The following is a 13,153-nucleotide window of genomic DNA, read 5'->3' on the forward strand; positions in this document are numbered from 1 at the left end:
CTTTTTTTATCTAGGTATGGTTTTTGTAAAATAGATTTAACTAAAAAAGACATAAATGAAAAAATTAATAACATTATTTTTTTTGTTGGCAATAATCACTTTAGCCAGCAGCCAAAGTTCCATCTCTGAAAGACAAAAAGCCACTATACAAAAAGACAGCATCAAAAAAAGCCGAACAGCAATCGATCTGGAAGAAAAAAAAATAGACTCATTGATCTCTTCTTTAGGAAAATTTAAAATCTACAAAAAAGCCGCTCACGCATCCTATTACGCAGATAAATTCAATGGCAGAAGAACGACCAGCGGTACAAAATTTGACAATAATAAATATACCGCCGCCCACAAAAAACTGCCCTTTGGTACCAAAGTCAAAGTGACCAATGAAAAAAACGGGAAGTTCGTAATTGTAGAAATTACAGATAGAGGCCCATTTGTCAAGTCTAGAGAGATTGATCTTTCTAAACGAGCATTTATGGATATTGCAGCTAATAAAAACAGCGGAGGGCTGCAAGTAACGATAGCCGTAATGAGTAATTAGATTACCAGTTTCTAAAAGGCGAAGTGCTCAAATAAGAATTGTAATAGCGGGAGTCTCCGGTGACTTCCTTGTCCAGCCAAGCTGGTTTTTTAAAAAATTCTTCTTCAGAGTTTAATTCAATTTCTGCCACAACCAGTCCTTGATTTTCACCATGAAATTCATCTACTTCAAAAATATGAGAGCCCACTTTTATTTCAAAACGAGTTTTATCAATAGCTCCCTTTTCACACAAAAGCAGTAATTTTTCAGCGTCACGAATGGAAATTTCTTTTTCCCACTCAAAACGGGACAGTCCGGAGGTATTAGAAATTCCCTTTATCGTCAGAAACCCCTTTTTTCCTTTTATTCGTACCCGTACCGTTCGCGCTGGCGCGGAACTCAAATAGCCCTGCGCAATATGATTTTGAGTAAAAGCAGATTCTTTATAGGAATCATCTTTGACTAAAAATTTCCTTTCTATTTCTATCATTTCAAGCGGAATTTGTTATTTTTTGTTATTTATTTTTTCAGTTTACTTGGCTTGTATCCAGATATTCATTTCAATTGTTACTCATAAATCTTTTTTCAATTTGTAAAAAATAGTTTTTTTCAATCGATGATTTTTCATTGCTATTTGGGCTAATACCAGCAACCAAAGGTATTAAATATTTTGCTTTTGTTCCGTTTTTATCTCTTTGATAAAAGCGGGGGTTACGCTAGTTTGCTGTTTTTTATGTTCCAATTCGGTGTGTCGATTACCGGTAATAGGAAGGGAATTTTGTGAATAGGGCTTTTTATGTGTCCCCGAGCAATAATTTCAGGGATTTGTTAATGAAAAATGATCAGTCTGTTCGTATTTTTACAAAAATTAAACAAAGTTGATAAAACCATTCTTTAAAAGAAAATACAAGCCAACTGCAGTGGGAGTGCTAACTGAATTTTTTGGGGAAGCAGAGTCTTGGCGCGATACAGAGGACAACCTAGAGCCTTTAGTGGAGTTAATTCGGTTGATTCGGCCTTTGCAAACAAAAAAATTGGCAACCGTAGATTTGCAGGATATTATTACTTTTTTGAAAGAAAATTATTCTTGTCGAAAACAACTTTCCCTGTATCTCAAAGAAATTCTCAAAGACATTAAGTTTAATAAAATCCTAACAGACGCAGCTATTTTGCAAGATGTAGATTTTCTTTTTGAAGTCAAAAAAAGAATCTTTGCTAAGATATTGCCTTATCAACCTCAAAAAGACACTTTAGAATACATTTTCAATCAGGTTTTTTACCTAGCCAATGATGGGATTTGGGTAAATAAAATTCCAGTGGAGCAATTAGAGGAATTATACAGCCTTTTAAAATTCAAATCTATTTATGAAAATGTAGCACCTCACTCCGTTTTATCAGAAATACTTGTTGCTATGCATCTTATTACTCAACGCATCAGCGGTCGTGCCATGGAAACGGATGTGATTAAAATGGTACCTGAATTTGATGATTTTGAAAGTCCTTTTTCAGCTTTTGAAAAGGAATTGTTTCAAATAGAAGATCAAGTCCGGAGTTCTGAAAATCATTTCATCACTATAGATGATTTATCTTATTCCCAATTGATGGTTTTGCATAAGCAATGCGAAGAATTTGTGGACAGAGCCTTTCATAATAGTTCTAAATATGGCATTTCACTTCGGGTAAACCAGAATTTACTAAAAATCAGACAGCAATTAGAGCGGCTTAAATTTTTAATTCCGTTGCTGATCGTTGAAAAAGAGAGTGATAAAAAAAACAATGGAATTATTTTAGCCTTACGTTTGATAAAATTCAATTGCTACAAGAACAACGTTAGGAAATTCATAGCCGAAAGTACGCAATTAATCTCCTATGAAATTACCCAGCACACGGCTAAAACAGGGGAACATTATATCACAGAAAGTCGCAAAGAATATTTTAAAATGTTCCGTACCGCCCTAGGTGGAGGGTTTATTGTAGGTATATTATGTGTCATTAAGGTTTTGCTTGCTAGTGCTGACACTAGTTTTTTTGGGCATGCTTTTCTTTATAGTATGAATTATGCTTTTGGATTTATTGCTATTTATCTTCTGGGGTTTACTTTAGCTACAAAACAGCCAGCGATGACCGCCGCGGCCTTGATAAAAGCTCTAGAAAAAGGAGTTGCAAAACAAGGGAAGGAGGCGGAAAAATATGAAGCTTTTGCCATTCTTTTTGCACGTGTTTTCAGGTCCCAGTTTATTGCATTTTTGGGGAATGTAATTATGGCTTTTCCAGTTTCATTGCTTGGAATTTGGGCTATTGATTACTTATTCCATTATAATATTGCTGCAACTAAATGGGAAACGTTACTTATAGACATTAGTCCCATTCATTCATTAGCTATTTTTCATGCGGCAATAGCAGGATTTTTTCTGTTTTTATCTGGAATTATTTCGGGAAGTATTGCCAATAGGGATAAGCATAATCAGGTTTTTTTCCGAATAACGGAACACCCTATGTTGAAAAGAAGCTTAGGAAAAGTACGTACTTTAAAATTAGCCAAGCTGTACGAAAAAAGAGGGGCTGGAATTATTTCTAATTTTTGGTTTGGCGTTTTTATGGGAAGTACGGCTTCCGTTGGCCTGTTTTTAGGGTTAAATCTGGATATTAGACACATCACTTTTGTAAGCGGTAATCTTGCCTTAGGAGTGTATGGAGCAAATTATCAAGTAAGCAATACTATGTTGTTTTGGGGCATTTTTGGGATTGGAGTTATTGGGTTAGTGAATTTTACAGTCAGTTTTAGCCTTTCGTTGGGATTGGCGCTCCGCTCCAGGGCTATTTCTTTGTTTGAATTGCGATTTATTGCTGCTTCTATCTGGAATCATTTTAAATCCAGACCCATTAGTTTCTTTTTTCCAACGGAAAACAAAAAAAAATCAAAAGTAGTCGTCAATTATTTGAGTTCAGACGGTAAGAATTAATTAGAATGCTAGGTTTACTTGGAAGAAATCGAAGGGGAGTATTCAATTAGAAAATTATGCATGGATTCATTCCCAGAAAGAAAAATTATTCACGTTGACATGGATGCTTTCTACGCCTCTGTGGAGCAATTGGACAATCCATTCTTGCGGGGAAAACCCATTGCAGTGGGAGGTTCAGAGAATCGAGGAGTTGTCGCTGCAGCAAGTTATGAGGCTAGAAAATTTGGAGTAAGGAGTGCCATAAGTGGCGTTATGGCTAAAAAAAACTGCCCGGAACTTATTTTTGTTACACCGAGATTTGATCGGTACAAAGAAATATCAAGAAAAATTCATAAGATTTTTTATGAATATACGGATCTAGTAGAGCCACTCTCACTCGATGAGGCGTATTTAGATGTCACTACAAATAAAAAAGGAAATCCAAGCGCCACTTTATTGGCACAAGAAATAAGACAACGCATTTTTAATGAAGTAGGTTTGACCGCTTCAGCAGGGATTTCAGTTAATAAATTCGTCGCTAAAATCGCAAGTGATTATAATAAACCCAACGGGCAGAAAACAGTCAATTCAAATGAAATGATTGCATTTTTGGAAGAATTAGCCATTCGCAAATTTCATGGGGTTGGAAAAGTAACCACTGAGAAAATGTACCAATTAGGGATTTTTACGGGAGTAGAATTAAAAAGTAAATCATTGGAGTTTCTGGAGAGACATTTTGGAAAATCAGGACACTTTTACTACAACGTAGTCAGGGGAATTCATAATAGTGAGGTTAAATCCAATCGAATCACAAAATCAGTAGCGGCAGAACATACTTTTGACGTCAACCTTTCTTCAGAAATTTTCATGATGGAGCAACTGGATCATATTGCTAGTACTTTAGAAAGAAGATTAAAAAAACAAACTATAGCTGGAAAAACAATCACTTTGAAAATTAAATACAGTGATTTTACCCAACAAACCCGCAGTAAAACCTTGCCTTATTTTATATCTGGCAAAGGACTGATTCTAGAGGTTGTGAAAGAACTTTTGTATCAGGAGCGCATGAAAAATTCCGTTCGTTTGCTGGGGATTTCTCTAAGCAATTTGAATACAGAGGAGAAAAAATTTGTTGTGGTACAGCTGAAATTTGATTTTTAATGGAGAATGAAGGTGTTCAACAATGGTTAAAATCTGAAATTTGTTATTTTATCTTTATAAATAAAATTACATTTGGTTTATTAAATTATGTAATATGATCAATTTTAAAGAATATGAAGACGCTATTGCAATGTATCACAGTGCTTTAAGCATTAAAACAGTTCCTGTTTGTTCTTGGGATTTTCATAATGAATTTTTGAGTTCAGTAAAGAATATTTTTTTGGATTTAAATAAACTCAACTCAATTGCTTTGCAAAATAAATGGTCAGAGAATGATTGGGATCTCAATAGCAGCCTGAAAGAAGAAGTAGTAATTGTTACGGATGCAAAATTGAATATTATATTTGCATCACACAATATGAAAAAAATGAATGGCTATGCAGAATCCGAAGTTTTGGGAAAAAGCCCTAAGATTTTTCAAGGGAAAGCAACGAGCAAGAGCACGTCTAGTGAAATTCGTACGGCAATAGTAGAGCAGAAACCTTTTGAAAAAACAGTGTTGAATTATAAAAAAAATGGGGCTATTTATGTTTGTTTCATAAAAGGATTTCCTATTTTCAACAATAAAGGGCTTTTAAGTCATTACATTGCTTTTGAGAAAGCAGCATAAAAAAGAGTGACTCTTTTATACTCCAATAAGACCACTCTTTTCTATACAGGTTTTGTCAATTAGTTTTTACTGTTTAATTTTGAGAGCAATCTTAAAAATTCAATATACAGCCAAACAAGGGTGATCATTAACCCCATGGCACCATACCATTCCATGTATTTTGGCATTTTTTGTTCTGCTCCTTTTTCGATGCGGTCAAAATCCAAAAACAGATTTAAAGCAGCAATCACAATTACAAAAACACTGATTCCAATGCTCATCCAAGAGTTGCCATAATGCACGGGCACAAAACTGGTGAACATTGAAAATACCCAAGATATAAGATAATATGTAGCAATTGCCAATGTTGCTGCCACAACTACCGATTTGAATTGTTCTGTTACCTTCACAATTTTATATTTATACAATCCCAGACAAATCATGAAGGTTACAAATGTGGCTCCTACTGCCTGAATGACAATTCCAGGATACATTGCTTCAAATATTGCTGAAATCCCACCAATAAATAATCCCTCAAAAAGTGCGTAACCAGGGGCTAAATAGGGGGAATATTGAGGTTTAAACGCTGAAATTACGACTAGAATAAGCCCAACTACTGCACCGCCAATTGCTGGAACCATTGGGTTCATCCCATTAAGGGTCAACCACCATATTACCACAGCCGAAGCTGTAAGTAGTAAAAATAAAATCAAACTTTTATTTATGGTTCCTGACAAGGTCATCTCGTCATTATAATCAAGAATTGTGGTTTGATGTACTTGATCATTTTTTGAAACTGCAGTAGAAAAAGTTTTAGTATTTAAAAATGGATTTTTAGAATTAAAATTCATAATTGTTATATTTTTTTGTTATTCAAATATACGCTTTTGTTCCTATGTCTCTTTTGTAGCTGAACGCCAAAGCAAACAACCAATTTGGTATTTAAATGTGGCATAAAATACTAGTTCACTCCTCTAAAAAAACCGGTACTATAGTCGGGGTAATTAATGACGAGAAAAAACATCCTGTCATTAATCATTCAACTTCAAAACAGCCATGAATGCTTCTTGCGGAATTTCAACATTTCCAACCAATCTCATTCGTTTTTTACCTTTTTTCTGTTTTTCCAATAATTTACGTTTACGGGAAATATCTCCACCATAACACTTAGCGGTAACGTCTTTACGCAATGCTTTTATTGTTTCGCGAGAAATCACTTTTACCCCAATAGCCGCTTGAACAGGAATATCAAATTGTTGGCGCGGAATCAATTCTTTCAGTTTTTCACACATTTTTTTTCCTATTTGATACGCGTTGTCGGCATGCATCAAGGAGGATAACGCATCCACAATCGTTGCGTTCAATAAGATGTCTACTTTCACTAAATTAGAAGTTCGCAACCCAATTGGCGTATAATCAAACGACGCATATCCTTTAGAAACGGTTTTCAAACGGTCGTAAAAATCAAATACAATTTCTGCCAATGGCATATCAAAAGTCAACTCTACACGTTCCGTAGTCAAATAGGTCTGATTCGTAATCAACCCACGTTTTTCAATACACAAACTCATTACATTTCCAACATAATCCGATTTGGTGATGATAGTTGCCTTAATAAAAGGCTCTTCCACGTGGTCTAAACGGGAGGGCTCGGGCAGGTCCGAAGGATTGTTTACGATAAGTGGAGTTGTTGGATCCTTTTTGGTGTAAGCCAAATACGAAACGTTGGGAACCGTGGTAATCACTGTCATGTTGAATTCACGCTCCAAACGCTCTTGGATAATTTCCATGTGCAACATTCCCAAGAATCCGCAACGGAAACCAAATCCCAAAGCGGCTGAACTTTCCGGTAAAAATACTAATGAAGCATCATTCAACTGCAATTTTTCCATAGAGTTTCGCAACTCCTCATAATCCTCCGTATCCACGGGATAAATTCCCGCAAAAACCATTGGTTTCACCTCTTCAAATCCTTTAATTATATTCGTTGTTGGTGTTTTCGCATCTGTCAATGTATCACCTACCTTTACTTCTTTCGCTTCTTTAATTCCAGAAATTAAATACCCAACATCACCGGCTGAAATCACTTGTTTCGGAACTTGGTTTAATTTTAAAGTCCCAATCTCGTCTGCAAAATATTCGTTTCCGGTAGCCATGAATTTAATCTTCTGGCCTTTTTTAATCTGACCATTTTTTACCCGAAAAATAACTTCGATTCCTCGAAATGGATTGTAATGCGAGTCAAAAATCAAGGCTTGTAATGGCTCATCAACACTTCCTTTTGGAGGAGGAATTCGATCGATGATCGCTGCCAAGATATTTTCGACACCAAAACCAGTTTTACCCGATGCATGAATAATATCCTCTAATTTACATCCAAGTAAATCAATAATATCGTCACTTACTTCCTCTGGATTCGCGCTTGGTAAATCTACTTTGTTCAAAACCGGAATAATTTCCAAGTCATTTTCTAAAGCCAAATATAAATTCGAAATCGTTTGTGCCTGAATGCTTTGCGCTGCATCTACAATCAAAAGTGCGCCTTCACAAGCGGCAATCGACCGAGAAACTTCGTACGAAAAATCCACGTGTCCAGGAGTGTCAATCAAGTTCAAGATGTATTCTTGTCCTTTATACGTATATTCCATCTGAATCGCGTGACTCTTAATCGTAATCCCACGTTCACGTTCTAGATCCATGTTGTCCAGCAATTGCGCTTTTTCCTCACGAGCGGTAACGGTTTGTGTAGCGCCAAGTAATCGGTCAGCAAGCGTGCTTTTCCCGTGGTCAATATGTGCAATAATGCAAAAATTCCGTATGTGTTTCATTTTCTGTTGATATCAAATTTATTTGGATTTACCCTGATTTTTTTTCAGGGCGTGACCACAAGGGTCGGGCTTTCCGCTACAATCTTTTCCTTTTTTAAAGAAAAAAGGAAAAGGATTTTCACTGCAATCCCTCACGCAATCGCCAAACAGCGACTATTAATCTGCAAATATAAGCTAAAAGTTTTTTTATCGAAGATTGAACAACACCTAATGTTAAGGCAACTGAAATTTAATTTTATATCGGTACTCCGGTGGTTACTTTCTTGTTGTATTTTTGCTTGCAAAATGATTTTATTTTAGGTTGTATTTGCAATAGCATTCTAGAAATAAATTTGAACTTTTTACACCTTGTATTTATGAATAATCCACTTCAAGATTACATTACCATCAATGATACTCCTTACGCATTAACCGATTTAGAAACATTGGCTTGGAAAAAATTAGTCAATGGATCGGTTAAGAAAAAAAACGGTTTTCGAACTATGTGTGTGGGAACTATTGATGAAAATAATACTGCAGCTTTGCGAATTGTTGTAAATAGAAAAGTAGACGAAGCTCAAAAAACGATCTTCTTTCATACCGATAATCGTTCTAGAAAATTCACTCACTTACAACAAGACAATCGAATTTCATTGTTATTTTACGATGCGCGTCAACGCGTTCAAATCGCTGTGAAAGCGCATGCAACCCTACATACAAACGATGCTTTAGCAAATGATAGATGGAAGGCAACTAGCGCTCAAGCTCGATTGGGTTATATGACTAATGAACCGCCAAACACAAAATCAGATATAGCAACTTTAGGTTATAACGAACGATTTTCTCTAATAAAACCCACAAATACTGAAAGTGATCTATTTCAAGAAAATTTTTCGGTAGTTGCTTGTACCGTTTATGAACTTGAATTTTTATACCTCGACTTTCACGGCAACCGAAAAGCCAATTTTTATTATAAAAACGGAGTTTTAGAAAATGGTTTTTGGGCAGTCCCGTAAAAGTAAAAATAAAAGTACTGCGGATATTACTATGATAGTTTTCTTGATGTTGCGTTATTTTTAGTTCGTAAATAATCAATATCAAAACGTCCAGATCCTAAAATTAGATAGAACATCGCTATCTGAAGAAATCCCATTGTTGCTATACAATTCCATACTCCGTTATTAATTTGTCGGATAAAAGTGGCTACCAACATCGCACACATAATAAGGAAAGAGGCAATACGAGTTTGATATTCGGACAATAACAGTAAACCGCTAATTGCTTCTGCAAATAGATCCATCCAAGCTAGAAAAACAGAGCAATAGCAAAAATTCCGCTGTAACTCGCAGCATCATTTAGAAACTAAAAAGTAACTTCAATAATTCTAGATTATTGTCGGCTGCCGATCACGGCATTCCAAATTTAGCCGCTCCTTAAGCGAAAGATGTTTTAATAGCGTCTGTAAATTTAACGCTTGTTGTAGAGCAACTTTTTTACAGTGTGCTTAATTTCTTGTACGATTTTCAGGAGCATATTTGGTAAACGAAATCAAACAAAAGACTTTTTTAATTTTTTAACGCTATTTATGCATGAAACGGAATTCACCAAAAGAGATCAGCCAACTCAATGATTTAAACCGATTGAACGAAATAAGTAGCAAGAAAGATATGTTGTCGCAATTATTAAAAAGAGTTTTTGCCACTGATTAAAAGGATTAAAAGATTTTTAAAATTAGATGGTGAATTAATCTGTGCTAATCTGTGAAATCTGTGGTAAAGAAATTTAGTGTTTTGCTAAAATACAACATTAAATTTTAGCCATTATTTACGTAGGGCAACAGTGTGAATTTTTATTTTTTTTGTTGGCTAAACAGATTTTAAAGGGCGTTTTTTTTAGTAATTTTCTTAGAAAAAATCTAGATTTCTACGCTTTTTTTAGGTTAAATAATCGTAAGTTTGAAACTCCAATCGATTCAAATTATGTCTTTATTTCAAAATACAGTCGTTAAAAAATATACTAACGCAATCAACAAACTTGTTCTTGATGAAAAATGGCAGTTGTTTACCACCATATTTCATAATGCAGCAAAGCAACAAAACATTCGTAACAGCAAGGAAGAACAATACCAAGCTATTTTCCTGAACGACTTGTTTGTGCAAGTGCTGGGTTACACGCAACATCCTAATACCAATTACAATTTAATTACCGAACAGAAAAACGAGACCAACAGCAAGAAAGCCGATGGCGCCATAATCCTGAACGAAAATGTGCATGCCGTAATTGAACTGAAAGGAACCGAAACTACCGATTTATCCAAAATAGAAACGCAGGCATTTGGCTATAAAAACAATCAGAAACAGTGTAGTTACGTAATCATTTCCAACTTCGAGAAACTTCGTTTTTATGTTGACAATGCGACCGAGTTTGTAGAATTTAATTTGTTTACGCTTTCTCGTGACGAATTCAATTTGCTATTCCTGTGCCTTTCGCTAGAAAGTATGCAGACTGATTTACCTAAGAAAATAAAATATGAAAGTGTTTCCAGTGAAGACAAGATTACTAAAGAATTGTACAAGGATTATTCCGCGTTTCGTACAGCATTGTTTAGTGATATTGTTCAACTCAATCCGCAATACAACCAACCGGAACTGTTTAAGAAAACCCAGAAACTTCTTGATCGGTTTTTGTTTATTTTCTTTGCCGAAGACCGACAATTGCTACCCACCAATTTAATTTTTAGTATTAATCTCGAATGGCAAAAACTCCGTGAAGCGCGCATTCCCGTTTCGTTATACGACAGATACAAAATGTATTTTAATGATTTAAATACGGGCGCCAGAGTAAGTTTGCCCGCTTTTGGAAAACACACTAACGAAATTGTTACCGCACAATATGATATTTATGCCTACAATGGCGGTTTGTTTCAGCCAGATGATTTGCTCGATAACATTGCCGTAAACGATGATTTACTTTTTAAACATACCAGAAAACTAAGCGAGTACGATTTTGAAAGTGAAGTTGACGTAAACATTCTTGGTCATATTTTTGAAAATTCGCTAAATGAAATAGACGAAATAACCAATGCCATTGCAGGACAAGTAACGGATAAAACCAAAACCAAACGCAAAAAAGACGGCGTTTTTTACACCCCAAAATACATTACAAAATACATCGTTGACAATACCATTGGCAAACTCTGTGAAGAAAAGAAAGTTGAAATTGCGCTGGATGAAACCAAATATTCTACCGACAAAAAAATAAATGTTACTACCAAAAAGAAATTAAAAGAAACCTTAGACAATTACCGGAACTGGTTGTTGCAACTCACCATTGTTGACCCAGCATGTGGCAGTGGTGCGTTTTTGAGCCAAGCTCTAGAATTTTTAATTGCCGAGCATAAATATGTAGATGAACTGCAAGCCAAACTGTTTGGTGATGCACTAGTATTAAGCGATGTGGAAGGAAGCATTCTTGAAAATAACCTTTTTGGTGTGGATCTCAACGAAGAAAGTGTAGAGATTGCCAAACTCTCCTTATGGTTGCGTACCGCACAACGCAACCGAAAATTAAACAGCCTGAACAACAATATAAAATGTGGTAATTCTTTAATAGACGATGTTGCCATTGCTGGCGACAAAGCGTTTAACTGGCAAAACGAATTCCCTAAAGTTTTTGCTAATGAGGGTTTTGATGTGGTGATTGGGAATCCGCCTTATGTTAGAAACACAATGTTGAAAAATGTTGATAAAGAATATTTTAGTACAAAATATGAGAGCGCACATCAACAATATGATTTATATGTTCTTTTTACTGAATTAGGTTTAAATATATTAAAACAAAAAAGTTATTTATCTTACATAATTCCAAATAAATTTATTGCAACAAATTATGGACTTAAAAACAGAAAATTTATATTAGAAAATTCATTAATTAATGAAATTAAAGATATATCAAATGAAAATATATTTATAGATGCTTCAGTATATCCTGTGATAATTAACTTGAAGAAAAATGAATTTAAAAAGATTGATGACAAAACATACGACATTATATCTTTCAAAACTAAAACTAATTACAATTATTCTTTTATAGAAAAGCTGAGTAGGAATTCATTATCATTAATAAACATCTGCTCGATTACAGAAACAATACACACTGGAAATGTTAGAGAGAAACTTATAATTGATGAAAAGTTAAATAGTAAATGTAAACCATTATTAAGGGGTAGAGATTTAGATAGATATTCAATAAATCCTGATTTGAATCTGTTTGTCAATTTTGATAATGATTTAATTTTAAAAGAAAATGGTGAGTATGCAAATTTAACAAATTCAAAACTTTATGAAAATGAAAAAATACTAATTAGAGATATTTCACTAAGACTTCAAGCATATTATGATGATGAAAAATATTACACTGTAAACACTTTATATTCATTATTAATAAACAATAAATCAATTGAATATAAATATTTATTATCAATATTGAATAGTAATTTAATTAGCTTTTGGTTTAAATCAAAGTTTAATGATGCTCATGTTTCTGGTGGCTATCTTCGTTTTAAAAAGAAATATGTATCTCAGATTCCTATTGAAATTTCAAAAAACCAACAACCATTCATAGAAAAAGCGGATTCAATGTTATCGTTGAATAAAGAGCTACAAGAAGTAACCCAAAAATTCAGCAAATATTTTTCGGGTCAGTTTAAAATAGAAAAACGTAGTGGTAAACTAGAAAAATGGTATGGTTTATCGTTTGAGGATTTTATAAAGGAAATAAACAAAGCCATAAAAACCCAAAAAGGCACACCACTTACTAAAAAAGAGGAGTTTGACTGGATTGATTTATTTGAAGAAAACAAAGTAAAAGCCAATAAACTGCAAAATGAAATCGCTGCTACCGATAAAGCTATTGATGCTATGGTGTATGAGTTGTATGGGTTGAGTGAGGAAGAAATTGGGATTGTGGAGGGTAATGTCATTGCGAGCAAAGCGAAGCAAACCCACTAAAAAGAGCACACAAGTTGAGCCACAAAGTGAGATTGCTACGTTCCTCGCAATGACCCCAACCAGTCATTGCGAGCAAAGCGAAGCAAACCCACTAAAAAGAGCACACCAGTTGAGCAACAAAATAGGAT

The 13,153-nt window shown here is 34.6% G+C and carries 9 protein-coding genes and 1 pseudogene; 6 read left to right on the top strand and 4 right to left on the bottom strand.

What is annotated here, in order from left to right:
- The first annotated feature begins 55 nt into the window (after window positions 1-55).
- On the top strand, window positions 56-538 hold the full coding sequence (locus EKM00_RS04510; protein WP_126515379.1) for a septal ring lytic transglycosylase RlpA family protein: 483 nt from the start codon (window positions 56-58) through the stop codon (window positions 536-538).
- A gap of 1 nt (window position 539) precedes the next feature.
- Here EKM00_RS04510 and EKM00_RS04515 read toward each other — a convergent pair whose 3' ends face one another.
- Window positions 540-1,007 carry a CYTH domain-containing protein gene (locus tag EKM00_RS04515; protein ID WP_126515380.1) on the bottom strand — a complete coding sequence of 156 codons (468 nt, stop codon included), beginning with the start codon at window positions 1,005-1,007 and terminating at the stop codon, window positions 540-542.
- Between the two features lie 388 nt (window positions 1,008-1,395).
- Here EKM00_RS04515 and EKM00_RS04520 point away from each other — a divergent pair, with 388 nt between their 5' ends.
- From EKM00_RS04520 to EKM00_RS04530, 3 genes are all read left to right on the top strand, one after another.
- Window positions 1,396-3,480 (top strand): site-specific recombinase, encoded by a 2,085-nt coding sequence (locus tag EKM00_RS04520; protein WP_233592234.1) that lies wholly within the window; start codon window positions 1,396-1,398, stop codon window positions 3,478-3,480.
- Between the two features lie 60 nt (window positions 3,481-3,540).
- Window positions 3,541-4,620: a DNA polymerase IV gene (gene dinB, locus EKM00_RS04525; RefSeq protein ID WP_126515381.1), complete on the top strand. Its 1,080-nt coding sequence runs from the start codon at window positions 3,541-3,543 to the stop codon at window positions 4,618-4,620.
- A 94-nt stretch (window positions 4,621-4,714) separates the two neighbouring features.
- The gene (locus EKM00_RS04530) at window positions 4,715-5,230 is read left to right on the top strand and encodes a PAS domain-containing protein (protein ID WP_126515382.1); all 516 of its coding nucleotides are present in this window, start codon (window positions 4,715-4,717) and stop codon (window positions 5,228-5,230) included.
- Between the two features lie 59 nt (window positions 5,231-5,289).
- Here EKM00_RS04530 and EKM00_RS04535 read toward each other — a convergent pair whose 3' ends face one another.
- Entirely contained in the window at window positions 5,290-6,060 is a 771-nt protein-coding gene (locus tag EKM00_RS04535) for a Bax inhibitor-1/YccA family protein (protein WP_126515383.1), read from the bottom strand.
- 180 nt (window positions 6,061-6,240) lie between these two features.
- Complete coding sequence (gene lepA, locus EKM00_RS04540; RefSeq protein ID WP_126452060.1) at window positions 6,241-8,037, bottom strand: translation elongation factor 4; 1,797 nt, start codon at window positions 8,035-8,037, stop codon at window positions 6,241-6,243.
- 356 nt (window positions 8,038-8,393) lie between these two features.
- Between lepA and EKM00_RS04545 the strand changes: the two genes are divergently transcribed.
- Window positions 8,394-9,032 (top strand): pyridoxamine 5'-phosphate oxidase family protein, encoded by a 639-nt coding sequence (locus EKM00_RS04545; RefSeq protein WP_126515384.1) that lies wholly within the window; start codon window positions 8,394-8,396, stop codon window positions 9,030-9,032.
- A 29-nt stretch (window positions 9,033-9,061) separates the two neighbouring features.
- Here EKM00_RS04545 and EKM00_RS04550 read toward each other — a convergent pair.
- Window positions 9,062-9,319, bottom strand: a pseudogene (locus EKM00_RS04550) (DoxX family protein); the annotation flags it as partial.
- 676 nt (window positions 9,320-9,995) lie between these two features.
- Between EKM00_RS04550 and EKM00_RS04555 the strand changes: the two are divergent.
- Window positions 9,996-13,025, top strand: coding sequence for an Eco57I restriction-modification methylase domain-containing protein (locus EKM00_RS04555; RefSeq protein WP_126515386.1), 3,030 nt, complete (start codon window positions 9,996-9,998; stop codon window positions 13,023-13,025).
- Window positions 13,026-13,153: the final 128 nt, after the last annotated feature.

Source organism: Flavobacterium sp. RSP15 (assembly GCF_003968755.1).
Classification (GTDB): domain Bacteria; phylum Bacteroidota; class Bacteroidia; order Flavobacteriales; family Flavobacteriaceae; genus Flavobacterium.